Below are 22,951 nucleotides of genomic sequence, written 5' to 3'. Positions count from 1 at the left end.
CGCATTCTGTGAATGATTGCCCCGCACGTTTCCGGGGACGAAAAGATCAACGAGGGTAGGTGACAGATATGGTGGAGGCCCTTCAGACAAACGGTCTGTTGCAGGTTTTGTTACTCACACTGATGGCGGGCGCGGCCATGCCGTTGGGGGCAGCTCTGGCGTCGGTGGAGCGAATTCACCCCGGTTGGCTGGAATCTGAGCTGCATCACAGCGTAATCGCTTTTGGGGGTGGCGCACTCTTGGCCGCGGTGGCGCTGGTTCTGGTGCCCGAGGGGACCGCCAATCTGCCGATGGTGGCGGTTGTTGCGTGTTTCGCCGCAGGCGGGATCACCTTCATGTTGATCGACCGCTGGCTGGCGGCCAATGGCACATCGGCCAGTCAGTTGGTGGCGATGCTGACAGACTTTGTACCGGAGGCTTTGGCGCTGGGGGCAACGTTCTCTGTCTCTAGCGAAGGTGGGGTGTTATTGGCTGGCATCATCGCGCTTCAGAATTTACCGGAAGGATTCAACGCTTATCGAGAGCTAACCCAGTCAACGAATTACGGTCGGCGGAAAATCGTGGGTTGTTTTGCCTTGATGGCTCTGTTGGGTCCGGTAGCGGGTGCAACCGGCCACTTCTTGTTGTCGGACTCCCACCATCTGGTGTCGGGAATTATGTTGTTTGCAGCGGGAGGTATTCTCTACATTGTCTTTCAGGACATTGCTCCTCAGTCGCGGTTGGAAAAACATTGGGCGCCGCCGTTGGGTGCGGTGGCCGGTTTCCTGCTGGGCGTAATCGGACAGATGATGCTTTCAGGGTAGGACGCGGGCCCACGGTTTGGGTATTATTCCGGTCTTCAGACGATGCACACCCCACATTCATAAAACAGGAGCCCGACGATGGCAGAATCATCACTTAAGGAACAGCTTGGCACGGCGGTAAAAGATGCCATGCGCAACAAAGAGCGGGAGCGCCTGGTTACCTTGCGGATGGCTCAGGCGGCCGTGAAGCAGATTGAAATTGATGAGCGCCGCGAGCTTTCTGATGATGATGTTCTGAAGGTGCTCGACAAGATGCTCAAACAGCGCCGTGATGCTGCCAGCCAGTATGATGACGCCGGTCGTGCCGAGTTGGCGGATAAAGAGCGCGCCGAAATGAAGATCATCGAAGAGTTCATGCCGGCAGCTTTGACGGACGAGGAACTGGAAGGTTTGATCCGTGATGCGGTGAGTTCAACCGGTGCTCAGGGCATGCAGGATATGGGTAAGGTAATGAACGAGTTGCGCCCCCAGGTAACCGGACGGGTGGATATGGGGCAGCTGAGCCAAAAAGTTCGGGCTGCTCTGGCATAAATTCAGGCCAAAAGGCCGCATTCCCACAAGGAAGCATTAATGAGTGATAACCCGTTAGCCCAGATTCTCGAAATGGATGGCGAGGAACGATACGACTATTTCCTGGATGCTGTCGTGGAAGAGCGCGAACTTTGGATTCTGGTCAATTCCGACAACCAGTTTCTGAAGATTGTGTCCGAAGAAGACGGCGTTGGTTATCTCCCGGTTTGGCCCAGTGAGGATTTTGCGGCCGAGTATGCTAGTGGTTCCGGCGATCTTTCTCCGAAATCACTGTCACTCCCGGACTTTTTCAAGAAGTGGGTGCCCGGCCTAACCCGCGACAAGCTTGAGGTTGGCGTGTTCCCCGGTGCCGACAGCGAACTCTGGATCACCGAACCTGAAGTGCTGAAAAGCGACCTTCAGGAGGTGTTGTCCGGTTCGTTCTGAACGGGCGATTAACAAGGCCCCATTTCAGGGGCCAAAGTCCTTATGTGATGAGTAAGTCTGCCTCAGGATTTACGGCTGCCCGCTGTACCAGAACGTTGCCATCTCGTACGGAAGCAAGCACAGGGTGTTGGCCTAAAAGCACCTCATAAGCGTTTTGCCCTTGGAGAACCGCGCAGCGAGCGGGTTGGCCCGGGGCTATGCCGTAGTTTTTGAGGTTCAGTGCGGCGGCGCCGTTGTCGGTGATCAGTTCCAGGCAGCGCTCGATTCGGTTCATGCCGAGCATGTGGCAAGCGTGTAAGCCCACATCAAGCGTGCGCAGCATATTGCCGTTGCCCATGGGATACCAAGGGTCTCGAATGGAGTCTTGGCCGAAGGCTACTTTGAGCCCGGCATCCAGGAGTTCGGGAACGCGGGTGATGCCTCGACGTTTGGGATAGCTATCGAAGCGCCCCTGTAGATGCAGACTTTCCGTGGGCATCGACAGGAACCGGATATTGGATTTTTTTAACAACCGGAACAGCCGGCTGCAATAAGCATCGTTGTACGAGCCCATGGCGCAGGTGTGGCTAGCGGTAACCCGGGTACCGTAGTCCAGACGCAGGGCCTCGGCCGCTAATACCTCCAGAAACCGTGATTCAGGGTCATCGATTTCGTCGCAGTGTACGTCCACCAGAAGGTCGTTTTTGTGGGCCAGCTCCACCAGCCAACGCACCGATTCGGCACCATAATCCCGGGTGAACTCAAAATGGGGAATGCCGCCGATGACATCCGCGCCAATCCGGACGGCCTCTTCCATTAGTTCCCGCCCGTTGGGAAAGGACCAGATGCCTTCTTGTGGGAAGGCCACTATCTGAAGATCAATGAAGTTCGCGGTTTGTTCGCGTACTTTGACCATGGCTTTGAGCGCGGTGAGTTGCGGATCGGTCGTGTCCACGTGAGTGCGAACATATTGAACGCCATGAGCTGCCAACAGCTTTAGTGTTTGGGTTGCGCGACTGGTCACATCGCTTTCGCTTAAGAGCGCCTTGCGCTCTGACCAACACTCGATGCCTTCGAAGAGCGTTCCACTTTCGTTCCATCGCGGTTCACCGGCGGTCAGCGTTGCATCCAGGTGGATGTGGGGCTCGACGAAAGGAGAGGTGACCAGATTCTCACAAGCATCCAATTCGTGGTCTGTTGCTGAGACTGGCGATGTTTGAGGTTGAATCTCTGTGAAGAGTCCGTTGTTGATCGTGAGGCTGTGTAATCCCTCTTTGCCGGCTAGGCGGGCGTTGACGATAGCGTTCAGTGTTTTGGTCATGATGTTCCCTATGGCTGTGATGCTTTGAGTAAGTGAGTCATCAGCAGCGCTTTGAAGTTCTGGTGGTCGTTGGTGTGGCCGGAAGCATTTCTGGATAACTGTTGTACTCGGTTGTGAACGGTATTCCGGTGGCAGCCAAGTGCCTCAGCCATGGCTCGCTGATTGCCTCGGCAGGTTATCCAGGCTTCGATTAGTTCAGATAGCTGGGGCGTTAGCTCTGGTATTGAGGGCTCATCACCTGTGTGCTCTCGCAAAACAATCGCTCGGCTAATTTTTTCAGTTACCTCTACCATGGGCAGAGAATATGGCTGCTCAAACAGCGGTATTGATAGCTCATCGGCCAGTTGGCAGAGGGTTTTTGGTAGCTGTGCTATGTATGCGTCGCCGGTTAACACGACCAATCCCGAGATGCTGCACTCCTTGCCTTCGTAGAGACATTCCGCCAGATTTTCAGGGTTTCGGTGGCGGCTGATGCCCGTTACGAAAACCAGCTCACCACCTTTGACCCACTCTTGAAAGGATCGGTTTTCAGCGACGTAGGGCCAGCGCACGACATTGTCCGTTGCTGTCATGCCGCCCCGAAGCTTGATGGGCTCCAGGCCGGGGATTCGTGGAATATCGCGGCAACGCAGGGGCATTTACACGGTGCCCAAGAGTTGTTGGGCTTTGCGCTCGCGGACGCCCGCGCTGATAACCACAATCGCGCTATAGGCAAACATGGCCGCGCATACACCGACAATCGGCGCTATCCACGGGGATGTGTAGGCTACCGCGGAGCCAATGGCATAGGCGGATAGTCCCGGAATGTTAAACGCGGGTAAGGATGCTTGCGTGAGGTCCGGATACTGGCGCTTATAGCCTACAAAGTAGTTCGCCATGATCACGCCGCCAATTGGAGGAATGAATGTGCCAAGTAATACCAGAAACGGAATCAGCCATTCATACATTCCCAATACAGCGAGCACGGTGCCGATGGCCGCGCCACCGATGGTGACGGCTTTGCGTCGGCGGGTTCGCAGGAGGTTGCAGCCGGCCACTGCGAAGTTATAGACGGTGTTGTCTTGAGTCGTCCATAGGTTCAGGAAAAGCATCAGAATACCGAGCGTTGCCAACCCTTGGGCCACCATGATGTCAACGATATCCGCCTGCTGGTAGACCAGCGCTCCAAATGCGCCGATGAGCGTCATGAGCCCATTACCAAGGAAGAATGCCAAAAGCGTGGCGATCACAGCGGTTTTGCCTGACTTTGCAAACCGGGTCCAGTTGGTGGCTTGGGTGCCGCCGCTAACAAAGGTGCCGAATACCAGAGTGATCGCTGCTGCTACGGTCATCTCTGAGGTGGGTGTGATTGCGAGAAGTCCTGATAAGCCGCCGGCGTCGGAAGCGGCAAGGCCCATGCTTGTGGCAACCAGGATGATCATAGCTGGTACCGCAATTCGCGATAACCATAGCAGGCCCTGGTATCCGATGAAGGCCGTCACGCAGAAGCCTAAACCGAAGAGCACCATTAAGGGGGTGGTTAGGCTTTCCGGTAAACCGGTAAGTTTCACTAGCAGGATGGCCATGGTTGCAGTGCCCCAGGCGTACCAGCCAATTTGGGTAAACCCAAGGATGATGTCGGAAAGTTTGCTGCCAATTTCCCCGAAGGCGAATCGGCTCATCAGTGCGGTGTTAAGGCCAGACCGAGCCGCTATGTAAGCCAGGACAGCGGCATAAAGCCCCAGCAGTAAGTTGCCGACGGTGAGAACCATTAGCATGGTCGGGAAATCAAAGGCAGTACCAACGCTGCCGCCGGCCCACATGGTTGCTGTAAAAAAGGTGAAGCCAAGCAAGACCAGTCCCATAGACCAGATGCTTTTGCGATCGGTCATCGGCACGGGGCTCAATGGGTAGTCTTGGTCTTTTTGAGGGGTTTGCGAGTTCATCGTTAATGTTCCCTGTCGTGAATAAACACCTTGGGGTCCGCAACCTTCGTGCCATCGTGAACTTTGGAGGACTTTAAACCGCTGGGAGCGGGCGTGGCTTGTGCACAATGCACAAGGGGCGGTGGCTGGAACCTAAATTCATTAGCTGCATGCGTCTTGTTGGTGCGATTTAACGTTGAGTGTGCCCGGATAGGGCGTTGCGCTTTATGGGTAAGGGTTTGTTATTCATCTCGTTTTGAACGGAAGATTAAAAAGTCCTCATTTCAGGCTCCGATCCTTGTGCTAGATTGGTGTTAGCTACCCCTATACACCCGAGGGTGGCTAAGCCGAAATAACAGTTATTGATACTGATAAGGAGGCACGTAATGGAAGCAAAATCGGATAAAACCGAGTACGACCAGGTCCGGGAGGATCTGAGAAAACTTCAGGAAGACCTCTCCACGCTCGCGAAAAGTGTTGCTGATGGCCAGAAAGGCAACATCAGTCATCTGCGGGATGAAATTCGAAGGGAGAGTCTCGCGGCTTTTGATCAGGTCAAACAGCGCGGTGATGAAGCGCTCACCCAGGCCCGGGATGCCAGCGGTAAGGCCGTTGAGAGTGTGGAGCATAAGATTGAGGAGCGGCCTTTCCTCAGTATTGTTCTTATGTTCCTTGCCGGTGTGTTGGTTGGTCGGTTGCTGGATCGCTGATCATGCCTGATTCGGATCGGTTACAGGGCGCCCTGCGCAAAGCCATTGCCGCCTTTCTCGGGTTTATGCTGTCCTTTGTGTTGCTGGTTGCCTTGTTAATCACCGGCTTTTACTTGCTCGTCAATGCTGCCACATTAGCGCTGACACCTTTATTGGGAGGCGCCGGCGCTATGGCGGTGACGGGCTTGTCCTGCCTATTGTTATTGTTCCTTTTTTTCTATCGTATGACTCGTCCGTTGCCTTCTAAACAGTCGGAGGGCTCTGGCGATGGCGATTCGAGTGGTTCGCCATTCGGAGCCGTTAAACGGCTAATTCAGAAGAATCCTCTGGAAGCGGCGTTGGCGGCCTTTGCCCTCGGCGTGGTGGAGCAGGGAGATCCTCGATTGAAGTCCATGCTGATGCAAGGTGGTATGGCACTCGCGAAGGAGGCTGAGCGGCAGCAGCGCGGTGACGACGGCGAGGGGGGAGGTCCGGAAGCGGCGAATGACGCCGCGGATCGCTGAAGTTCCCGACGATTTACACGGTTACCTATATATCCCGTTCCTTAAGCGTGTTAAAACGTCGTCGCCCAGCTAGGGTCGACTACAATTGGCGAGTCAGGGCGCACTTTCAATTATCAGGGCTTCAGCATGTCAGACAAATTTTTCTACAAAGGCCGGCAAGACGCGCGTCAGCATCACACGGCATACGGCGGCTTTAAAACCAATGCCAGCCAAAAGAGTGGCAGCAAGAAATTCCCGTTAACGTTAGTGGTGACCAGCGAGGCTCGTAAAAAAGAGGTTGAAGCCCAGGTGGCGGAAGCCAACCTCTACGCCAACATTACCGTTGATACCCGTGACGATGCGGTGGAGTCGATTGCCGAATTGACCGTAATTTTAAACAAGAGCGAGACGGTTACGGCAACGAAAGCGCCTTCTCGCAATGATCCGTGCAGTTGTGGCAGTGGGCTGAAGTTCAAGAAGTGCTGTGGTTGATGTCGGTTTGAGGTTGAGAAAGAGTCTATGACTATTTGTGGTGTTGAACTGAGCGGCAGCGATGCCGTGGTTTGTTTGCTGAGCCTGGATCGGGGGCAATTCAGTTTGCCGGAGTGCAAGGTGCGAAAGCTTTCGCTGCCCAAGAATCACACTCGGGAAGACCTGAAACACTTCCAAAAGGCGTTTGCAGAGTTGATGAAGGAGCACGGGGTAAGCAGTGTTGCCATCAAGGAGCGGATGCCGAAAGGTAAGTTTGCCGGCGGCGCGATCAGCTTCAAGCTTGAAGCGGCCCTTCAGTTGATTTCGGATGTAGAGTTAGACGTTCGATTGCTGACGCCCGCACTGATTAAATCCACGCTGGCGTCCAAGCCGTTACCGATTCCGTTTTCCGAGACCGGATTGAAAGTGTTTCAGGAAACGGCGTTTACAGCCGCGTACGTTGGGCAGATGACGAAATAAGCGGATGACTTCCCCCGAGTTTGGAGATGAAATGGCAACAGATGCCATGAAGGCTCGCCAGCGGGCGATTCTCGAGCGGCTGGATAAGTTCAGTCGCTTTACTGACAGTAGCATTGGCATTCCCTTCACAAAATTCAAAATCGGTGCAGAGGCCATTATTGGTGTCGTGCCGGTATTGGGCGATGTGGCAGGTCTGGTGTTGGCCAGCTACGTGCTGGTAGAGGCTCAGCGAGCGGGGGCGAGTAAAGGGATCAAACTGCGCATGCTCCGGAACATGGGCATCGACTTTCTAGGAGGCTTGCTGCCGGTGGTGGGCGATGCCTTTGATGCCATTTACAAGGCGAATACCCGCAATACCCGGTTGTTGAGGAACTATCTGGAAAAACAGCTCGAGATAGAACCACCAGCGCCGCCATTCCCCTGGAAAACGTTGATCTGGTTGTCCGTGTTGTTCGCTGTGGTGACGGGTGGATTAACGCTGCTGTTCTAGAACAGTCCGAGCTGAGGTTCGGAAACATCCACCGGCAGAGATTCCAGCTCCGGAAGGTGTTCCCGTAACAATTCCGTCCACAGCTCTGCGAGTGCAATTGTATGAGCGTTATCGGGCATGTGCATGAACACATAAGGCCCGCTGCCGGAATCCAGCCACTCTTTCATCCGGGTTACCCAAGGCGCAAGAAAGCTCCGGTTGGTTTCCAGATCCGGGTGGCCAATGTAGCGGATGACCGGTGGTGCGTCGCTGGGCAGCAAATGAACGGGAACCCGGGGCTTTTTACGCTGGGCATCTACGATCACATCGTTTTCGGGTATCGCTGAGAACACGGCCCGGCTGTCCATACACACCCGGGCCAGTTTGCGCTGGCGTAGCCCCTGATTCAGCGCTTTTTCCTCACTTCCTTTCGCAAAGAACGCCGGGTTTCTTACCTCAACCGTCCAGTCCAGTGTCTCCGGTGCCGTATCCAGAAAACGCCAGAGTTGATGCAGTCGGTCAGGGCCAAAGCCTGCCGGCAACTGAAGTAGCATAGGCCCAAGTACATCTGACAAAGGCTCGATCACGTCCAGGAAGGTCTGCAACTCCGAACCGACGCCGTTGAGCATGCGCTCGTGTGTCAGTGCTCGGGGCAACTTGAGCAGAAAACGGAAATCATCCGGCACCTGCTTGCGCCACTGCTTGCACTGATCGTGGCTGGGTGTGGCGTAAAATGTTGTGTTGCCTTCAACGGTATTGAACACACGAGCATAGCGGCCGAGCGCTGTGCCACCCGTTGGCAGCTGTGTATTCCAGGCTGGGTCCTGCCATTGTGGGCAGCCAAGATAGTAGGGCAGAGGCATGTGGGTTAGTGATTAGCTCGAGTGATTGTCATTTTCGATGATTTGGCTGACCTAATTAAAGCTGAATCTTACCTCTAAGCGCCTTGGTTTTACCCTTTTTCGTTTTCTTGTCCACACGACGCCGTTGGGAGCCTTTGGTGGGGCGCGTTGGGCGCCGTGTTTTTTGGATTTTGACCGCTTCCAGAATCAGTTCTTTCAGACGTTGTAGAGCGTCTTCCTTGTTTAGCTCCAAAGTCCGGGACGACTGTGCCTTGATGATTACGATGCCTTCTTTGCTGATGCGCTGATCTGAAAATGCCATCAGTCGCTCTTTATAGAAGGGCGGCAAGGAAGAGCGCTGAATGTCGAAGCGAAGGTGCACGGCAGAGGCGACCTTGTTTACGTTCTGGCCGCCGGGGCCTTGGGCTCGAATTTGCGTGATTTCGAGTTCCCAGTCGGCAATTTCTACGGCGTTGGAAATTTTGAGCATAGTGCCTGCATAGTTGGTGTGATGATCAGCTTCCGCTTCCTGTTAGTATCATCCTACGCAATCAGTGCCGCGATCAGAAGTGGCGAGGCAGCAACGGAGCGCTTTATGAAGGTTATGGTCTTGGGTTCCACCGGCTTAACGGGCGGTTTGTTAGTTAAGAAACTACTGGCTAATCCAGATATTACGACTGTGGTGGCGCCGGTGCGCAGAACATTGGAGTGGCGTCATCCGAATCTGGAATCGCCTGTGATCGATTTTGATGACATGGGCGCCCATGCCGGCATATTCGATGTGGATGTGCTCGTGTGCTGTCTGGGTACCACCATCAAAAAAGCGGGTTCCCAAGAGGCGTTTCGCAAGGTGGATTACAGTTATGCCTTGAATGCTGCGCGCCTGGCCAAAGAGGCGGGTGCGCAAGCCTGTATTTTGATGTCGGCCATCGGTGCGTCTTCCCGGTCTTCCGTTTTTTACAGTCGGGTGAAAGGCGAACTGGAAGACGCCTTGCGGGCTTTGGAGTTTTCTAGTCTATCGATCTATCAACCGAGTTTATTGCTGGGTCAGCGGCAGGAGCATCGCACGGCGGAGTCGTTGGGTATGGCGGTGATGCCGGTCGCCAACCGTGCCTTGGTCGGGGCATTGCGAAAGTACCGTGCGATCGAGGCGGATACGATCGCTGCGGCCATGGCGAACGAAATGCCTGAAATCGGTGCTGACCGCAGTGTGGGTAAGGTGGTGTCTGTTCGGCAGTATGCTGACATTGTGACGTTGGCAAACTCAGGCCGCAACGGGGCGGCCTGAGTCGATGAGTTTATGGCTGCGGCTGATTGTTGTCGGGCTGCCCTTGGGCTTGCGCAGCCTTTAAGCGAGCCAGCACGTTCTCTCCATGGCTCGCTCGGTTGTTGATGCCGGCCGCTTTCAGGCGAGCGTCCAGATTCCCGTTCTGTTGTTCCTGATCCAACTCGGCCAGGGCGGCTTCTATGTCTTCTGACTCAGTTTGGCGAGCGCGAATTCGATCGGCTGAGACGTTCAATTCTTCCATGTGGCTGTGCAATCCGGTTGCGTGGCCCCGAAGCTGGCGGGTGACCTGTTCGGCGTGTCGATTGGCCTTTGCCAGGCGCATTTCGCTATGGAAGTGTTTGAGTGCCCGGCCGGAATCCCGCAGCTGACGGCGCAGCTGGTTTTCCTGATGCTGCAGCTTTGCGTGCTGTTGTTGCTGGCGTTGTAGCACGGTTTCATCTTCTGCAATCAGGTTGGCCAATTCCATCGCTAGCGCTTCTTCGTTTTGCGCTAGTGCTTGGCTGGCTTGCTGCTCCCGCTTGTTAATGGCCGCTTGCAGGTCGGTGTTGTCGCGTTCCAGCCGGGTTTTCTCCGCCATCAGGCAGGCCAGTTCGCGCTTTGAACGGGCAATGGCTTGCTCGGCGTCCCTCAGTTCCTGTTCAAAGATCCGAATGTCGTTTGCATCCACCAGCTTTGCGACCGGTTCGTGGGCCGATGCCCGAAACAGTGTGTTCAGTTTGCGCCAGATGCTCATGGTGTTACTCCCCGTATTCTTTCAACAGCTGATGGGTTCGAGCTTCGGAAATACGGTTCGCAATTCGGTGCTGCTCATGCTCGTCACGAAGCGTTTTTGAAAGCGTGATGGTGGTGGTAACCAGAAACAGAGCGCTGATCGCCATGTAGCCTTTCAGCACCATATCGACGGGCGCAAGCACCACACCTGCGGCGGCGGCAAACAGTGCAATGGCGAAGGAAACCTTCACAAAAAATACCCAGGAGCTCGAGTTGCTCTTCAGTTCGCTATCCATGATGTCTTCCTCATTGGCGTTGTTGTTGGGACAGCTGCACTGTGCGCCATCGCTGAATACGCCGCGAGCGTTCCCCAAAACGTATTGGGTGTATATCTATGGGGTATCGAATAGTGATACTTTCTGGGGCTGGAGTTTGACGGGGAGATATCACCATGGCGCAAACCAGTGCCATCATCAGTGAACTTAAACGGCAACTGCGGTCGCACGGGCTGACTTATCAGGACGTAGCGGATGCTCTGGAGCTGTCAGAGGCAAGCGTAAAGCGTTTGTTTTCTGAAAAGCAGTTTTCGCTCAAGCGACTGGATCAGGTTTGTACGCTGATGGGCATGGAAATCAGCGATCTGGTGCGCAAGCTGGCGCCGGAACCCAGAGTGGAGCAGCTGAGCCCGGAGCAGGAGCAGGAGCTGGTGTCGGATGTACGCCTGTTGTTGGTGGCCGTCTGCGCCATGAACCGGTGGCAGTTTCAGGAGATACATCAGGTTTATGATGTTTCGGAAACGGATTTGATTGGCTATCTCGCCAAGCTGGATCGTATGGGCGTGTTGGAGTTGCTGCCCGGGAACCGGTTCAAGCTGCTGGTCAGTCATGACTTTACCTGGCAGCCGGGCGGCCCCATACAGCGATTTTTCGAAGCCGAAGTGCAGCAGGATTTTCTCAAGTGCCGGTTCAATCACCCCGGTGAACTCAGGCTGTTTGTGAGCGGCATGCTATCGACCCAATCCAATGAAGCGGTTCAGCAGAAGCTCAAACGTCTAGCGCTGGAGTTTCGCCATTGCCATGAAGAAGATCTCGCATTGCCGCTGGAGCATCGGTTTGGCGTGAGCCTGTTGATGGCTATGCGCCCCTGGGAGATCGATGCGTTCAACAGTTTTCGCCGGCCAGAGGCACTTAAGCAATACCCGCCCTATAGCCGTTGAGGACAAAGTGGGTTAATGCTTCGATCGCGGTTCCGTAGCGCTCGGAGCTCCGGAGCTTTATCTGCTAGTATCCGAAGGCTTAATAATAAATACATACCGCCTGTTGGAGGCTTGTTTATGACGGCCCAAACCGTTTGGATTACCGGCGCTTCGTCGGGTATTGGTGAAGCGCTGGCGCTTCAGTTTGCGAAAGATGGCTCAGGGCTTGTGTTGTCGGCTCGCCGTGAAGATGAGTTGCAGCGTGTTGCGGCTCGTTGCGTCGAAGCTGGCTTGCCGGAAGACAGCATTATGGTGCTTCCCCTTGATGTAACGGACTGGGCTTCCCACGAAGCATCGGCGCAGATGGTGGTGGATCGCTTTGGCGCGATTGATCTGCTGGTGAATAACGCTGGTTTGTCTCAAGGTTCTTTGTGCAAAGACACCGATATGGCTGTCTACCAGAAGTTGATGGACGTTGACGTGATGGGGCAGATTGCCCTGACCAAAGCCGTGCTCCCGCACATGCTTAATCGCGGCAGAGGCCATCTGGCGGTGACCGCCAGTGTTGCGGGTAAGGTCGGCGTGCCCAAAATGACGGGTTACTGCGCCGCTAAGCACGCGATGGTCGGCTTTTTCGACGCTCTGCGGGCGGAAGTGGAAACCAGTGGCGTGCATGTGTCTACCATTCTGCCCGGCTTTATCCGAACCAACATTTCCAAAAACGCCTTGTCTGCCGATGGCTCGCCCCATGGCCAGATGGATGATGAAGTAGCCACCGGCATGGATGTGGATGAGTGTGCGGCTGTGGTCTTCAAAGGCTTGAAGGCGCGTAAGCGAGAAATTCCTGTCGGTAAGGGCAAAGAAATGGCGGCACTTTGGGTGAAGCGACTTTCGCCTGAATTGGTTTTCCGTCTGACACGCCGTGCCAAACGTTAATTAAAAAGCGAGTTTTTCCGATGAAATTTCCCATCGTTACCGTGACCCTGGTGGTTGCGGCGCTCGGGTATGTGTTCTGGAACCAGACGCAGCCTGATGCCACGCCGGTTGGGGCGGCCGATTTCGCCAATCTCGCCGCCAACCCTGTGGATCGCAGTGCCGTGGTGGATCTGGCCATTTCCCGAATTTCCGATCTGTGCGAAGAGGCTACCGCGAGGGCAGGAAGCAACGAGGCGCAAGCGGACTGCGTTGCGCTGGCGGAATCCCGAACGTCATCTTGTCGACGTGCCGTGTATGACCGGTTCCCGGATAAGGTGAGATCCGATGCGGTTTTCAGGGATGTCTCGATTACCACGATGAACTGCCTGGTTCGCGAATCCGGGGTGGTTCAACCTTGATGCTAGTAGAGAGCGCTTGATTGCGTTGCCGAAGAACGGCCTAAACTATACAGTTAACATACGCTTACTTTATTCCATGAAATTGATGAGGACACCGCGGTGACTGAACTCGTAACTTACGAACTGAACGAAGGTATTGCCACCATCACCCTGAACAATGGCAAGGCCAATGCACTGAGCCATGAAGTGTTTGATGAGCTGAACGCTGCGCTTGATCGTGCCGAAGAAGACAAAGCGATTGTCATCCTGACTGGCCAGCCGGGTATGTTCTCCGGTGGCTACGACCTGAAACAAATGCAGAAAGGTCTGAAAGAAGCCATGGCACTGGTAAAGGTTGGCTCAACGCTGACTCGTCGCCTAGCCGCATTCCCGACACCGGTGATTGGTGCTTGTGGTGGCCACGCTATTGCTAAAGGCGTGTTTATTCTGCTGTCAGTTGATTACCGTATTGGTGTTGAAGGTAACTTCAAGCTGGGCCTCAACGAAGTGGCCATCGGCATGACCATGCACCATGCAGGCATTGAGATCGCTCGTCACCGTATGCCAGCGCCATACTTCTTCCGTTCTGTTGTGAATGCAGAAATCTTCAACCCAGAGGGTGCGGCCTCGGCAGGCATTCTGGATGAAGTGGTTGCTCCTGAGCAGTTGATGGAGCGAGCAAAAGCTGTGGCTGCCCAATACAAGCAGCTGAACATGCGCGCCCACAAGCAAACCAAGCTGAAGGTGAAGGCGGAATACCTGGCCACACTGGATCGCGCCATTGAGCAGGACGCAAGCCAGTCTGATTTGATGGGTTGATGTCTTTGGGCGGCCGCTGATAGTGCGACCGCCGTCTTTCAAGACGATTTAGTGATCATTTTTTCTGCTTTATTAAGTGCTTGTCTCAACCCTGGTTAAATTACCGGCAGATCTTGGAAAGCCAGTAAAACCGCGCCTTAGAGCCATGTGTCCTTACCTTGCTAACACAGTTTTCCACAGAGTTTGTGGGTAACTGCTCGTCGTTATCCCCAGATTCCCTAAAAATTTGTTCGATTTCGCTTGCTTTTGGTGATGAATAACCCCTCGATCTGTATTTTTATGCGGCGGTATCTGGCTTGGTTAAATTACCTACAAATTCCGTAAACCCGCTCGTAGAGCGGTTTTAGCCTATGTGTCCTTGCCTTGCTAACACAGTTGTCCACAGAATTTGTGTGTAACTGGATAAGGTTATCCCCATGGTGGTCGAAAAACGATCAGGTGCTGTGTGTTTATTCAATGGAAAGCCTGTTTGTGTGTATTTTGGTGTGTTGATATCTTTCTTGGTCAAATTACCTACAAATTCCGCAAGCCCGCTTGTAGAGCGGTTTTAGCCTATATGTCCTTACCTTGCTAACACGGTTGTCCACAGAATTTGTGCGTAACTGGATAAGGTTATCCCCACCTTGACGGATAAACCGGTTGATATTGTGTATGTTAGGCATTGAAAATCGCCTCAATATGTTTTCTGATGTGGGGATGTCCGGCTTGGTTAAATTACCTTCAAAAGCCGAGAACCCGCTAGGGCCGTGGCTTTGGGCTACCTGTCCTTACCTTGCTAACACAGTTGTCCACAGTATTTGTGGGTAAATAACAAAAGGAACACCTCGCGATGCCTGGAAAACCGGCCAAGCCTGTTTCGGCTTCCGCCATTGAGAATCACGTGTATAAAGTGTTTCCCAACGATATGAACTCGCACGACACGGTATTCGGGGGCATGATCATGGCCAAGTGTGACCGCTTGGCTCTGGTTGTGGCCGAACGGCACTCGGCGCATGTGTGTGTAACCGCTGCGGTCGATTCTATTCATTTCCGCGCGCCGGCCACCGGTAAAGACACCTTGTTGTTCAGTTTGACCCTGAACCGCAGTTGGGGCTCCTCTATGGAGATTGGCGCGCGAGTGGAAGCCGAGAACAGTTATACCGGCGATACCCGCCACATCCTGTCCGCATTTTTTACCTTCGTGGCGTTGGATGAAGGCGGCAAGCCGGTGGATGTGCCGGAGGTGATCCCTGAGACGGATGAGCAGCGCCGGCGGTACGCGAATGCCGAGATTCGCAGGGCAGGGCGCCTGCAAACCCGAGAGCAGCTTTCCAAGGCGAACAGCTGAGCAAAGTCGCATCTTTACCCCAGTCGTGGTATATCACGGCCACGGATGATCAACTTAATTGGAATGGGTGACATGCCAAAAGCGAGTGAGATTAAAAAGAACCAAGCGGTTGAATACGACGGACGTGCGTTTTTCGTGAAAGACATCGAGCGTTCGGTGCCACAGGGCCGTGCCGGTGGCAGCTTGTACCGCATGCGGATGTACGATGTTGTTTCTGGCCAGAAGCTGGATGAAACCTTTAAAGACTCAGATATGCTGAACCTGGCTGATCTGGTTCGCCGGCCGGTTATGTTTTCCTACGCGGATGGCGACGAGTACGTCTTTATGGATAACGAAGACTTCACTCAGTACATGCTGAACAAAAGCGCCATTGAAGATGAGCTGCTGTTCATCACCGAGGAAACTCAGGGTGTGATGGCCATTCTGGTGAGCGATACACCGGTGGCGTTGGACTTGCCCCCAACGGTCGAGTTGACCATTGCCGAGACCGATCCCTCTGTGAAAGGCGGTTCTGCGACGGCACGTACCAAGCCAGCTCACCTGACGACAGGCCTGGTTGTGCAGGTGCCTGAGCACATTTCCACCGGCGACCGTATCAAGGTCAATGTGGAAGAGCGTAAGTTCCTGAGCCGGGCCTGATTGGTACTGGCTTCTGAAGACTGTAGAGAGGGGCTGAACCTCTCTCTACAGTTCCATTGCTTCCAGTTTTTTCCCCAGTTTTGCCCAGCCTATGGGTAGCCGCTTTTCTAGCTCGGCACACCGCGACGACGCTAGCTTAACGTTACTGATGCCTCGCTTACTGCCGTAGATCACCCAATTGTTGGTTTTACTTCTGAACACCAACAGTAACGGAAACTGACGCCGAAGTTCACGCACCAGATTGCCGTTGGCCTCGGGCATTTTGTGATAGTTCAACGCCAGCCAGCCTGTGCTCGTCAGGGCCCGGCTACAGGCTTTAATGAACTGCCTCTGAGCCTGGGCAGGGCTCATTTTGTCGGCGCTGTAGAGGTCAGTGAGGATCATGTCGGTGCTGGCTTCAGGCAGGTTATCCACAGCCAGACGCGCATCTTGAATGGTTACCTGCAGTCGGTTGCTGTTCGGCAGGGCAAACCACTTGCGGGCGATCTCCGCCACCTTCTCCCGCAGCTCGAAGACCTGAATGTCACTGTGGGGCAGTAGCTTGTGCAAACCGTGGGCGAGCACACCGCCGCCCAAACCAAGTACTGTGACATGCTCTGGCTCCTGAAAGGCGATGGGTAAGAGCATGGCGCGATTGTATTCATGGACGGGTACGTTCGGTGCAGCGCGCACCATCTTGCTTTGTTCAAACACTGAATCGAAACTCAGAATGCGGTGTTTCCGGTCGTCGATCACCAGAATGTTGCCGTATTTGTCCCGGTCCACATGAACAATATCGCCGGGAATGGCAATGGTGTTAATCGGGTTGCTCATTGTTAGTTGGCTGCGTAGCGTTTATGCAGGATGCCTACGCGTTCCACGTAGGCTTTGGTTTCGGCGTAAGGCGGGATGCCCTTGTACCGGCTTACCGCGCCGGGACCCGCATTATAGGCTGCGGTGGCAAGCCGTGTGTCACCCTGGAAACGAGCCAGCATCCGGGACAGATAATTCACGCCGCCACGAATGTTTTCGGATGCCGTCATCGGGTTTTGAACGCCCAGTTCTTTTGCCGTGCCGGGCATTAACTGCATCAGACCCTGGGCGCCGACAGGGGATATTGCCTGTGGATTAAATGCGGATTCGGCATGAATGACGGCGCGTACAAGCGCCGGGTCTACGCCGAATTCCTTGGCTGCGGTCTTGATCTCGTTCTTGAAAGGGCTAAGAAACAGCGGCGTTTTACGCCAGTCGACGGTGGAATTCGGGTCGCAGGCGTAGCAATAAAAACTGATCACGTCGAAATCTGAGCTGGCGGGCCGTTGGCTGCTGTAGGCAACAACGCCGTGTTGATCCTTGTAACGGTAAACGGTTTCACTCTTGGTGGACGGCCGCGGTTGGCTTTTATTTTTGACGTTGGTGAATTCCACACGTCCGTCGGGGTGCACGACCCGTTTTATCGTATCGGCTACAGCGCCGGTATTCACCGCCCAACACATAAGTGCTGTCAGGGCGATAACGAAAATTTTGTGTGTGGTAAGGCTCAACGTCATTTCATGACCGGAATGCTGAATCGGAGGCTCCAATGTACCGTTATTGCCAACGGACATGTACTGTGAAGTGTAGGCTTTTTGTTTGTTTGTGAGAAATTTCGCTCGGCCGGGATTATTTCCGCTATGCTGCAAAGAAGATACCTAACAAGGAGTTTTTTATGCCTTTCTCGCCGGTTCATCTTGCTGAATTGAATCTGTTGTTGCAGTTCCCTTCCACGTCTACTCAGGAAGGTATCAAGGTACACGCCAGTCAAGCGGCTCCGGAAACCGTTCGGGCAGCTGCCTCTCTGTTCTCGAAGGGACTGATTTCGAAGGAAGACGGTGGTTATTTAACGCCTATGGGATGTGAGGCGGTTGAGTTGACGCAGAAGCTTCAGGCTATGTTAGCGAGTGAGTAAGTAAGAGGGGAGGGTACATGGCCCTCTGACATCGGGGCCATGTACATGTCTTCGGGTGCCATGCCCTAAACCTTGGGGCCTTTTCCTTTGAGCACGTTCGCCAATACAGAAACGACGAGTAATACCAGAAAGATAAAGAACAGAATTTTAGCGAAGCCAGCCGCAGTTCCGGCTATACCGCCAAAACCTAATACGCCCGCAATGATCGCAACAACGAGACACACTAAAGCCCAATAGAGCATTTACTATCCTCCTTTTTTGCAATTCTCTATTAACGTGGCACAACTCGGACGATCCCGCAATTCAGAGCCTGGAACGTTAAGCGATGGTCATTGTGTCGTTAGGTTCTAGTCGGTTTTTTCCAGCGGATACACGGACGGAGCGAGGGTAGGCTGGCAGCCGATCACGCCCCGGGCTTGCTTCTGAGCGTGGAGGTACCAGCGTCGGCCACCATTGGGGAAGGTGTCGGCTCGAACCTGAAAGGTTGCGGTTTCGACCGTGGCTGGGATCGGCCTGCCGTCGGCGAGACGATAGACGCAGGCAGTTTCAATTTTGGCCGGTTGGCCTATGGTCAACTCGATAAACCCATCAGTGCGAACGTTCGGTTTGTTGCCGTTTATCTCTGTGATTTTCAGGCAGGGGCCATAGTGAACACGGTTGTTATCGCCTACCGTTTCCTCAAGGCAGTGTTGGGCACTGATTAGCACTGCGTTGTCCCCGATGTCCGGATGGACGCTTGGCAGGCTCTGGCAGGCTGTCAGTGAGGCGGCTGCGAGCAAAGGGAGGAGGGTTCGGGTCATCGCTGGCTCCTGGGGGTTAATTGCAGGTTTCCGTTAACGTCGGATCTTAACGCATCCACGAGTCGGCGGTCCCGGCCATACACATCCTGCCTGATCTGTAGATTGCCAGATTTATCCACCCAAGTGGTCCAATATTGCAGATGCACAGGTACGGTCTTTTTTAGAATGGCCTTTACCGGCTCTGCTTCGCTTCGGGCTTGCCGGATGCTGTCATTGTCCCAGTCGCTGTTGCCGTTGAGTAGCTTTTCTGCAAGTTCAAAGGGACGTTCTACCCGTATGCAGCCAGAACTGATCGTGCGTTGCTGACGGGTGAAGTGATATTGCCCCGGGGTGTCGTGCAGGTAAATTGCGTGCTTGTTCGGAAACATGAATTTGATCTGTCCGAGCGAATTGTTTGGTCCCGGTTGCTGAACAAGCTGATAGGGGAAGTGATCGGCGGATAGTGAGTGCCAGTCGATCTCGTCCGGTGAGACTTCCACGCGATTAGCGCCCCATCCCTTATAGACTTTGAAGTTCATGCGGGACAGGTAGCTCGGGTCGGCTTGCAGTTTGGGGAGTTGGTCCTTGATCATCAGTGTTCTGGGAACCGTCCATGTCGGATTGAACACTAGATAACGAATACGATCACTGAACACCGGGGTCTGCCGGAAAGGATCGCCAACGATGACCCTTTGGTGCATAACCTCTTCGCCGTTTTCCACCAGAACCATGTCGTAGCCGGCGATATTCACAAGAACATAAGTGTCTCCCAGCGAGTCCGGTAACCAGCGCCAACGCTCGAGATTGGCATCAATCTGGCGAATGCGTTCAATGGGCATGGTGTTCAGGGCTTCCAACGTTTTACGCCCAATAAGGCCATCAGGTTCCAGTCCGTGGCGGGCCTGAAAGGCGGGGACGGCTTCGATCAGGTTACCCGCATAGCGGTGGCTTTCTGGCTGGTTTGGGGCGCTGTAGAACGGGTCATCGTCCGCTGCCGGCAGATCGCCCAGAAGCGCCAATTGTCGACGGATCGCGGGTATGCGAGGGTCGCTGTCGCCGGGGTGAATCGTGGGGCCAGGCTCGTTCAAAGGCCAGGGGCGACCAAGCAGGCCGGAGAGTTGGTGGCGGTAGTTGCGCAGTTTTTGGTAGGCCGAAGCCGGAGATTTGAGGGATTGCAGTGTTTGATAGACGGTTTCACTCGGCAATGCTTGCTCAAACGCCGATTGAATCTGTGCCTGCTGGCGCTGCGCTGTCCACTGCGCCTGAATGGTTTGCGCGTCTACCTTGCCGTTAAGAAGGTGCGTGGCCAGCAATAAAAAAGCGTCTGAAAATATCAGATCCAGCTCGGCTGGTAATTCGGAATGGGCGCTCCCCTGTGATCTCCGGATAATGGTATGTATTGCATCTTGGTGATAGTCGGCCGGGTTCAAACCATCATCTGCCAGTTCATCAATAGCCCGAATTAGCTCGTTTCGAGCAATCGGTGAGGTCCAGGCCGGTTGGTAACGGCGGTTTTCGTAAAACTGGGTCAAAGCGCTTTGTGTATGCAGCCGTGTGCCGTTTATCGAAACGGGGTAACCGGATTGCAGAGCCTCCAGATGATTGATAATACCATCGTCGCTGTGGGCATTTTGCATGACTGCCAGTAGCATAGTTATGAGTAGGCAGCTTTTAATCCTTGTCTGCGAACCGGTATCCTGCACATCGTCCTCCTCGTGAATACCTTACAAGCTGAGCCGTCAGGCTTGCTGGAGTTTACTGTTCTTTATGTCTGACTTGTCTGCTGTTCAGTATATTTTAATTGCGCTGATATTTGTGTGGAGCGGTTTTGTGCGTTCCGGTTTAGGTTTCGGTGGTGCCGTGCTTTCGCTGCCTTTTTTGCTGCTCGTGCTGGACGAACCACTGGTATTCCTTCCGATCATTTCTATTCATCTGTTGGTGTTCTCTTCGTTAACCATCTGGATGAACAACCGAAAGCGTCCTGATACTGAGGATGTGGAAAAGTCCGGCACCGTGGATTGGCACTATTTGGGGCGATTGCTGGCGATTTTGATTGTGCCGAAGCTGATAGGCGTGTTCGGCCTGATCACCCTGCCGGGCCACATTCTGAGTGCGATCATATTCATTATTGTAGGCCTGTATTCCGTTTCGTACATCGTAAACAAGCCGTTTCGTAGCGGTAGCAAAACAGTGGATGCGGTGTTTTTGATGCTCGGGGGCTATATCAGTGGCACTTCGTTGATTGGCGCACCATTAATTATTGCGGTCGCGGCCCAGCATCTTCCTAAAGAGAAATTGCGGGACACTCTGTTTGCCCTGTGGTTCATTTTGGTCTTGATCAAGCTGGGAGCGTTCGTCTGGGCAGGCGTGGATCTGCAGCTTGAACATCACGTATGGCTATTGCCGGCAGCGGCTGTCGGACACGTAATCGGACTCTACGTGCATGATCGTATGCTGCACGCAGAAACTTCTCTGTTTTACCGAGTGCTCGGCACAATCCTGCTGGTCGTAAGCAGCATCGGGCTGGTTACTGTTTGGATCTAGCGATTGCGTCAGGGCTCCCGTTGCTCAGGAGCCGAGCATGCCCGCGTAGGCGGTGTAAAAAAACGCGCAGGAACCCAACAGAATAAGGCTCCAGGCTGGAACAATCATTACAGAACGTGCCGGTTTGATCATAGCTACCTCCATAGGTATGGCTAATCAATACGCTGCACTTATCAATGTAGACCATTCGTGAGGGATGTCACCAGCCAATTTCTAAAAAGTCGTCTAGTATGGAGTGTGATTAAAGGCGAGGCTTTCCATACGACTTGATAACAATAAGAAGGACTTTTTATGGCTGTAGATCCCGAGAAGTTAACCTCAGTACATTGTCTGTTTCACTGGGCTGATCGCATTCCGGATAATGTCTACCTCACCCAGCCATACCCGGATGGACGTGTGGAAGATATCACGTGGGCACAGGCTGCGGATCAGGTTTGTCGAATGGTTGCGCATCTGGCCAGCCTTGACCTTCCGGAGCGCAGCCACATCGCCATACTGGGGAAAAACAGTGCTCATTGGATTCTGGCGGACCTGGCAATCTGGTCTTCCGGGCACGTGAGTGTGCCTTTGTACCCCACGCTCAACGGCGATACCGCCGCCTACGTGCTGGAACACAGCGAGGCGAAGCTGTTGTTTTTGGGCAAAATGGATGGAACGGCGGACGGTTGGAACGATATCAAAGACCGTATCCCGAATGATTTGCCCATTATTTCATTGCCACTATCGCCTCGTGATGACACTGCCAAATGGATGGATGTCGTAGCAGAGCGTGCGCCCGTCAAGCCTGGGCTGCCAGCCCCGGATGATCTGGCGACGATTGTGTATACCTCCGGCAGTACCGGGCGCCCCAAGGGCGTGATGCACAGTTTCCGCACGATGATTTCGGTAGCGGAGGGGCTGCAGCAGCTGTTTCAGGTGTCGCCCGCTGATCGCATGTTGTCGTATCTTCCGCTGGCTCACGTTGCTGAAAGGGCCGCGGTAGAAACGCAGTCGTTGTATTACGGCTTCCATCTTTATTTCGCCAATTCACTGGATACCTTTCAAGAAGATCTGCAGCGGGCTCGGCCAACGATGTTTTTCTCGGTGCCGCGTTTGTGGATGAAATTCTATCTTGGCGTGAATGCCAAGCTCCCGCCCAAAAAACAGAAAGTGCTGTTCAAGATTCCCGTTCTGAACCGTTTGGTGAAAAAGAAAGTCCTGAAACAATTGGGGCTCGATCACTGCCGGGCAGCCATGACCGGCGCTGCACCTTTGTCGGCTGAGATCATCAGCTGGTACCGAAATCTGGGGCTTGAGTTGTTGGAAGTCTATGGCATGTCGGAGAACTTCGGGTATTCCCACGCAAACCGTCCGGGGCAGGCTAAAACCGGCAGTGTAGGCGTGACGAATCCCGGGGTGGAGCAAAGGATTGGCGAGGGCGGTGAGATTGAAGTCAGAAGCCCCGGACAGATGCTCGGTTACTACAAGAATGACGAGAAAACGAAGGAAGATGTTACTCACGATGGTTTTCTAAAAACGGGTGACATGGGCGAGGTCGACGAGCAAGGTTATCTGCGTATTACCGGGCGGGTGAAAGATCTGTTCAAAACCTCCAAAGGCAAATACGTGGTGCCGGTGCCGATTGAAAACCGTTTCAATCACCCGATGGCCGAAGCCGTATGTGTGGCGGGCGCCAATCAGCCGCAACCGTGTTTGATGCTGTTGTTGTCCGAAGAAGCCCGCATGGCACTGGATTCAGGTTTGGACCGCACGGCTTTGGAACAAGAGCTGGCGCAGGAACTGGAGACCGTGAATGCTGAGTGCGAGGCGCATGAGAAGGTGGCCTTTCTGGTGCTGGTGAAAGAGCCATGGACCATGGAGAACGGCATGTTGACGCCCACCATGAAAATTAAGCGCAACGTGATCGAAGACTTTTACAATCAGAAGATGGAAACTTGGTTTGCACAAAATCAAAGGGTAGTTTGGGAGTTTTGATACGATCCTCAGGCACA

At 54.0% G+C, this 22,951-nt stretch carries 30 protein-coding genes; 18 read left to right on the top strand and 12 right to left on the bottom strand.

Going from position 1 to position 22,951, the window contains the following annotated elements; genetic code table 11:
- Positions 1–68: 68 nt before the first annotated feature.
- The 3 genes from VOI14_RS07505 (at position 69) to VOI14_RS07495 (ending at position 1,760) form a co-directional block, all read left to right on the top strand.
- Entirely contained in the window at positions 69–803 is a 735-nt protein-coding gene (locus tag VOI14_RS07505) for a ZIP family metal transporter (RefSeq protein WP_323751415.1), read from the top strand.
- Positions 804–881: 78 nt separating this feature from the next.
- Complete coding sequence (locus tag VOI14_RS07500; RefSeq protein ID WP_323751414.1) at positions 882–1,334, top strand: GatB/YqeY domain-containing protein; 453 nt, start codon at positions 882–884, stop codon at positions 1,332–1,334.
- 39 nt (positions 1,335–1,373) lie between these two features.
- Positions 1,374–1,760 (top strand): DUF2750 domain-containing protein, encoded by a 387-nt coding sequence (locus tag VOI14_RS07495; protein ID WP_323751413.1) that lies wholly within the window; start codon positions 1,374–1,376, stop codon positions 1,758–1,760.
- Between the two features lie 40 nt (positions 1,761–1,800).
- Here VOI14_RS07495 and codA read toward each other — a convergent pair whose 3' ends face one another.
- From codA to codB, 3 genes are read right to left on the bottom strand one after another with little or no spacing between them, the layout of a single operon-like run.
- Positions 1,801–3,060: a cytosine deaminase gene (codA, locus tag VOI14_RS07490; RefSeq protein ID WP_323751412.1), complete on the bottom strand. Its 1,260-nt coding sequence runs from the start codon at positions 3,058–3,060 to the stop codon at positions 1,801–1,803.
- Positions 3,061–3,068: 8 nt separating this feature from the next.
- Positions 3,069–3,698: a PucR family transcriptional regulator gene (locus tag VOI14_RS07485; RefSeq protein ID WP_323751411.1), complete on the bottom strand. Its 630-nt coding sequence runs from the start codon at positions 3,696–3,698 to the stop codon at positions 3,069–3,071.
- Positions 3,699–4,985 (bottom strand): cytosine permease, encoded by a 1,287-nt coding sequence (codB, locus tag VOI14_RS07480; RefSeq protein WP_323751410.1) that lies wholly within the window; start codon positions 4,983–4,985, stop codon positions 3,699–3,701. It lies immediately after the preceding gene.
- Positions 4,986–5,350: 365 nt separating this feature from the next.
- Between codB and VOI14_RS07475 the strand changes: the two genes are divergently transcribed.
- The 5 genes from VOI14_RS07475 (at position 5,351) to VOI14_RS07455 (ending at position 7,597) form a co-directional block, all read left to right on the top strand.
- On the top strand, positions 5,351–5,674 hold the full coding sequence (locus VOI14_RS07475) for a hypothetical protein (RefSeq protein ID WP_323751409.1): 324 nt from the start codon (positions 5,351–5,353) through the stop codon (positions 5,672–5,674).
- Between the two features lie 2 nt (positions 5,675–5,676).
- Positions 5,677–6,177 (top strand): hypothetical protein, encoded by a 501-nt coding sequence (locus VOI14_RS07470; RefSeq protein ID WP_323751408.1) that lies wholly within the window; start codon positions 5,677–5,679, stop codon positions 6,175–6,177.
- A 126-nt stretch (positions 6,178–6,303) separates the two neighbouring features.
- Complete coding sequence (locus tag VOI14_RS07465) at positions 6,304–6,648, top strand: PBPRA1643 family SWIM/SEC-C metal-binding motif protein (protein ID WP_323751407.1); 345 nt, start codon at positions 6,304–6,306, stop codon at positions 6,646–6,648.
- A 27-nt stretch (positions 6,649–6,675) separates the two neighbouring features.
- A complete protein-coding gene (locus VOI14_RS07460; protein WP_323751406.1) occupies positions 6,676–7,107 on the top strand; it encodes a DUF3010 family protein in 432 nt (143 codons plus the stop codon).
- Between the two features lie 31 nt (positions 7,108–7,138).
- Complete coding sequence (locus VOI14_RS07455; RefSeq protein WP_323751405.1) at positions 7,139–7,597, top strand: DUF4112 domain-containing protein; 459 nt, start codon at positions 7,139–7,141, stop codon at positions 7,595–7,597.
- Here the strand turns inward: VOI14_RS07455 and VOI14_RS07450 are convergent.
- Together VOI14_RS07450 and arfB are read right to left on the bottom strand one after the other, a co-directional pair.
- Positions 7,594–8,439 (bottom strand): DUF72 domain-containing protein, encoded by an 846-nt coding sequence (locus VOI14_RS07450; protein ID WP_323751404.1) that lies wholly within the window; start codon positions 8,437–8,439, stop codon positions 7,594–7,596. The two genes, VOI14_RS07455 and VOI14_RS07450, sit on opposite strands and share 4 nt — an antisense overlap.
- 55 nt (positions 8,440–8,494) lie before the next feature.
- A complete protein-coding gene (gene arfB, locus VOI14_RS07445; RefSeq protein ID WP_323751403.1) occupies positions 8,495–8,908 on the bottom strand; it encodes an alternative ribosome rescue aminoacyl-tRNA hydrolase ArfB in 414 nt (137 codons plus the stop codon).
- A 105-nt stretch (positions 8,909–9,013) separates the two neighbouring features.
- Here arfB and VOI14_RS07440 point away from each other — a divergent pair, with 105 nt between their 5' ends.
- A complete protein-coding gene (locus VOI14_RS07440) occupies positions 9,014–9,706 on the top strand; it encodes an NAD(P)H-binding protein (RefSeq protein ID WP_323751402.1) in 693 nt (230 codons plus the stop codon).
- Positions 9,707–9,716: 10 nt separating this feature from the next.
- Here VOI14_RS07440 and VOI14_RS07435 read toward each other — a convergent pair whose 3' ends face one another.
- The gene (locus tag VOI14_RS07435; RefSeq protein ID WP_323751401.1) at positions 9,717–10,439 is read right to left on the bottom strand and encodes a PspA/IM30 family protein; all 723 of its coding nucleotides are present in this window, start codon (positions 10,437–10,439) and stop codon (positions 9,717–9,719) included.
- 4 nt (positions 10,440–10,443) lie between these two features.
- Complete coding sequence (locus VOI14_RS07430; RefSeq protein WP_323751400.1) at positions 10,444–10,713, bottom strand: YiaA/YiaB family inner membrane protein; 270 nt, start codon at positions 10,711–10,713, stop codon at positions 10,444–10,446.
- Between the two features lie 155 nt (positions 10,714–10,868).
- Here VOI14_RS07430 and VOI14_RS07425 point away from each other — a divergent pair, with 155 nt between their 5' ends.
- From VOI14_RS07425 to yeiP, 6 genes are all read left to right on the top strand, one after another.
- Complete coding sequence (locus VOI14_RS07425) at positions 10,869–11,633, top strand: helix-turn-helix transcriptional regulator (protein WP_323751399.1); 765 nt, start codon at positions 10,869–10,871, stop codon at positions 11,631–11,633.
- A 117-nt stretch (positions 11,634–11,750) separates the two neighbouring features.
- On the top strand, positions 11,751–12,548 hold the full coding sequence (locus VOI14_RS07420) for an SDR family oxidoreductase (RefSeq protein ID WP_323751398.1): 798 nt from the start codon (positions 11,751–11,753) through the stop codon (positions 12,546–12,548).
- A gap of 20 nt (positions 12,549–12,568) precedes the next feature.
- Complete coding sequence (locus tag VOI14_RS07415; protein WP_323751397.1) at positions 12,569–12,946, top strand: hypothetical protein; 378 nt, start codon at positions 12,569–12,571, stop codon at positions 12,944–12,946.
- A gap of 99 nt (positions 12,947–13,045) precedes the next feature.
- Complete coding sequence (locus VOI14_RS07410; protein WP_323751396.1) at positions 13,046–13,744, top strand: crotonase/enoyl-CoA hydratase family protein; 699 nt, start codon at positions 13,046–13,048, stop codon at positions 13,742–13,744.
- Between the two features lie 829 nt (positions 13,745–14,573).
- Positions 14,574–15,071: an acyl-CoA thioesterase gene (locus VOI14_RS07405; RefSeq protein ID WP_323751395.1), complete on the top strand. Its 498-nt coding sequence runs from the start codon at positions 14,574–14,576 to the stop codon at positions 15,069–15,071.
- A gap of 72 nt (positions 15,072–15,143) precedes the next feature.
- Positions 15,144–15,710, top strand: coding sequence for an elongation factor P-like protein YeiP (yeiP, locus tag VOI14_RS07400; RefSeq protein WP_323751394.1), 567 nt, complete (start codon positions 15,144–15,146; stop codon positions 15,708–15,710).
- 45 nt (positions 15,711–15,755) lie between these two features.
- Here yeiP and VOI14_RS07395 read toward each other — a convergent pair whose 3' ends face one another.
- Both VOI14_RS07395 and VOI14_RS07390 read right to left on the bottom strand, forming a co-directional pair.
- Complete coding sequence (locus VOI14_RS07395; RefSeq protein WP_323751393.1) at positions 15,756–16,523, bottom strand: spermidine synthase; 768 nt, start codon at positions 16,521–16,523, stop codon at positions 15,756–15,758.
- A gap of 2 nt (positions 16,524–16,525) precedes the next feature.
- Positions 16,526–17,239: a lytic transglycosylase domain-containing protein gene (locus tag VOI14_RS07390; RefSeq protein WP_416361395.1), complete on the bottom strand. Its 714-nt coding sequence runs from the start codon at positions 17,237–17,239 to the stop codon at positions 16,526–16,528.
- Between the two features lie 158 nt (positions 17,240–17,397).
- On the opposite strand from VOI14_RS07390, the gene VOI14_RS07385 reads away from it, so the two are divergent.
- On the top strand, positions 17,398–17,637 hold the full coding sequence (locus tag VOI14_RS07385; RefSeq protein WP_323751392.1) for a TIGR02647 family protein: 240 nt from the start codon (positions 17,398–17,400) through the stop codon (positions 17,635–17,637).
- A gap of 65 nt (positions 17,638–17,702) precedes the next feature.
- Here VOI14_RS07385 and VOI14_RS07380 read toward each other — a convergent pair whose 3' ends face one another.
- From VOI14_RS07380 to VOI14_RS07370, 3 genes are all read right to left on the bottom strand, one after another.
- The gene (locus VOI14_RS07380) at positions 17,703–17,879 is read right to left on the bottom strand and encodes a DUF1328 domain-containing protein (protein WP_323751391.1); all 177 of its coding nucleotides are present in this window, start codon (positions 17,877–17,879) and stop codon (positions 17,703–17,705) included.
- A gap of 105 nt (positions 17,880–17,984) precedes the next feature.
- Entirely contained in the window at positions 17,985–18,437 is a 453-nt protein-coding gene (locus VOI14_RS07375) for a hypothetical protein (RefSeq protein WP_323751390.1), read from the bottom strand.
- Positions 18,434–20,119 carry a L,D-transpeptidase family protein gene (locus VOI14_RS07370; protein WP_323751389.1) on the bottom strand — a complete coding sequence of 562 codons (1,686 nt, stop codon included), beginning with the start codon at positions 20,117–20,119 and terminating at the stop codon, positions 18,434–18,436. The genes VOI14_RS07375 and VOI14_RS07370 overlap by 4 nt, the downstream gene beginning before the upstream one ends.
- Positions 20,120–20,183: 64 nt before the next feature.
- Here VOI14_RS07370 and VOI14_RS07365 point away from each other — a divergent pair, with 64 nt between their 5' ends.
- A complete protein-coding gene (locus tag VOI14_RS07365; RefSeq protein WP_323751388.1) occupies positions 20,184–20,960 on the top strand; it encodes a TSUP family transporter in 777 nt (258 codons plus the stop codon).
- Positions 20,961–21,251: 291 nt separating this feature from the next.
- Positions 21,252–22,934 (top strand): AMP-binding protein, encoded by a 1,683-nt coding sequence (locus VOI14_RS07360; protein ID WP_323751387.1) that lies wholly within the window; start codon positions 21,252–21,254, stop codon positions 22,932–22,934.
- Positions 22,935–22,951: the final 17 nt, after the last annotated feature.

Source organism: Marinobacter sp., assembly GCF_034669625.1.
Lineage (GTDB): Bacteria > Pseudomonadota > Gammaproteobacteria > Pseudomonadales > Oleiphilaceae > Marinobacter.
Note: the sequence above shows the minus strand (reverse complement) of the source record. Positions and strands in the feature narration are given on the sequence as shown.

Excerpts from the sequence above, each read along its gene's own strand:
- VOI14_RS07505 (WP_323751415.1), top strand. The coding sequence starts at position 69 with ATGGTGGAGGCCCTTCAGACAAACGGTCTGTTGCAGGTTTTGTTACTC.
- VOI14_RS07500 (WP_323751414.1), top strand. The coding sequence starts at position 882 with ATGGCAGAATCATCACTTAAGGAACAGCTTGGCACGGCGGTAAAAGAT.
- VOI14_RS07495 (WP_323751413.1), top strand. The coding sequence starts at position 1,374 with ATGAGTGATAACCCGTTAGCCCAGATTCTCGAAATGGATGGCGAGGAA.
- codA (WP_323751412.1), bottom strand. The coding sequence starts at position 3,060 with ATGACCAAAACACTGAACGCTATCGTCAACGCCCGCCTAGCCGGCAAA.
- VOI14_RS07485 (WP_323751411.1), bottom strand. The coding sequence starts at position 3,698 with ATGCCCCTGCGTTGCCGCGATATTCCACGAATCCCCGGCCTGGAGCCC.
- codB (WP_323751410.1), bottom strand. The coding sequence starts at position 4,985 with ATGAACTCGCAAACCCCTCAAAAAGACCAAGACTACCCATTGAGCCCC.
- VOI14_RS07475 (WP_323751409.1), top strand. The coding sequence starts at position 5,351 with ATGGAAGCAAAATCGGATAAAACCGAGTACGACCAGGTCCGGGAGGAT.
- VOI14_RS07470 (WP_323751408.1), top strand. The coding sequence starts at position 5,677 with ATGCCTGATTCGGATCGGTTACAGGGCGCCCTGCGCAAAGCCATTGCC.
- VOI14_RS07465 (WP_323751407.1), top strand. The coding sequence starts at position 6,304 with ATGTCAGACAAATTTTTCTACAAAGGCCGGCAAGACGCGCGTCAGCAT.
- VOI14_RS07460 (WP_323751406.1), top strand. The coding sequence starts at position 6,676 with ATGACTATTTGTGGTGTTGAACTGAGCGGCAGCGATGCCGTGGTTTGT.
- VOI14_RS07455 (WP_323751405.1), top strand. The coding sequence starts at position 7,139 with ATGGCAACAGATGCCATGAAGGCTCGCCAGCGGGCGATTCTCGAGCGG.
- VOI14_RS07450 (WP_323751404.1), bottom strand. The coding sequence starts at position 8,439 with ATGCCTCTGCCCTACTATCTTGGCTGCCCACAATGGCAGGACCCAGCC.
- arfB (WP_323751403.1), bottom strand. The coding sequence starts at position 8,908 with ATGCTCAAAATTTCCAACGCCGTAGAAATTGCCGACTGGGAACTCGAA.
- VOI14_RS07440 (WP_323751402.1), top strand. The coding sequence starts at position 9,014 with ATGAAGGTTATGGTCTTGGGTTCCACCGGCTTAACGGGCGGTTTGTTA.
- VOI14_RS07435 (WP_323751401.1), bottom strand. The coding sequence starts at position 10,439 with ATGAGCATCTGGCGCAAACTGAACACACTGTTTCGGGCATCGGCCCAC.
- VOI14_RS07430 (WP_323751400.1), bottom strand. The coding sequence starts at position 10,713 with ATGGATAGCGAACTGAAGAGCAACTCGAGCTCCTGGGTATTTTTTGTG.
- VOI14_RS07425 (WP_323751399.1), top strand. The coding sequence starts at position 10,869 with ATGGCGCAAACCAGTGCCATCATCAGTGAACTTAAACGGCAACTGCGG.
- VOI14_RS07420 (WP_323751398.1), top strand. The coding sequence starts at position 11,751 with ATGACGGCCCAAACCGTTTGGATTACCGGCGCTTCGTCGGGTATTGGT.
- VOI14_RS07415 (WP_323751397.1), top strand. The coding sequence starts at position 12,569 with ATGAAATTTCCCATCGTTACCGTGACCCTGGTGGTTGCGGCGCTCGGG.
- VOI14_RS07405 (WP_323751395.1), top strand. The coding sequence starts at position 14,574 with ATGCCTGGAAAACCGGCCAAGCCTGTTTCGGCTTCCGCCATTGAGAAT.
- yeiP (WP_323751394.1), top strand. The coding sequence starts at position 15,144 with ATGCCAAAAGCGAGTGAGATTAAAAAGAACCAAGCGGTTGAATACGAC.
- VOI14_RS07395 (WP_323751393.1), bottom strand. The coding sequence starts at position 16,523 with ATGAGCAACCCGATTAACACCATTGCCATTCCCGGCGATATTGTTCAT.
- VOI14_RS07390 (WP_416361395.1), bottom strand. The coding sequence starts at position 17,239 with ATGACGTTGAGCCTTACCACACACAAAATTTTCGTTATCGCCCTGACA.
- VOI14_RS07385 (WP_323751392.1), top strand. The coding sequence starts at position 17,398 with ATGCCTTTCTCGCCGGTTCATCTTGCTGAATTGAATCTGTTGTTGCAG.
- VOI14_RS07380 (WP_323751391.1), bottom strand. The coding sequence starts at position 17,879 with ATGCTCTATTGGGCTTTAGTGTGTCTCGTTGTTGCGATCATTGCGGGC.
- VOI14_RS07375 (WP_323751390.1), bottom strand. The coding sequence starts at position 18,437 with ATGACCCGAACCCTCCTCCCTTTGCTCGCAGCCGCCTCACTGACAGCC.
- VOI14_RS07365 (WP_323751388.1), top strand. The coding sequence starts at position 20,184 with ATGTCTGACTTGTCTGCTGTTCAGTATATTTTAATTGCGCTGATATTT.
- VOI14_RS07360 (WP_323751387.1), top strand. The coding sequence starts at position 21,252 with ATGGCTGTAGATCCCGAGAAGTTAACCTCAGTACATTGTCTGTTTCAC.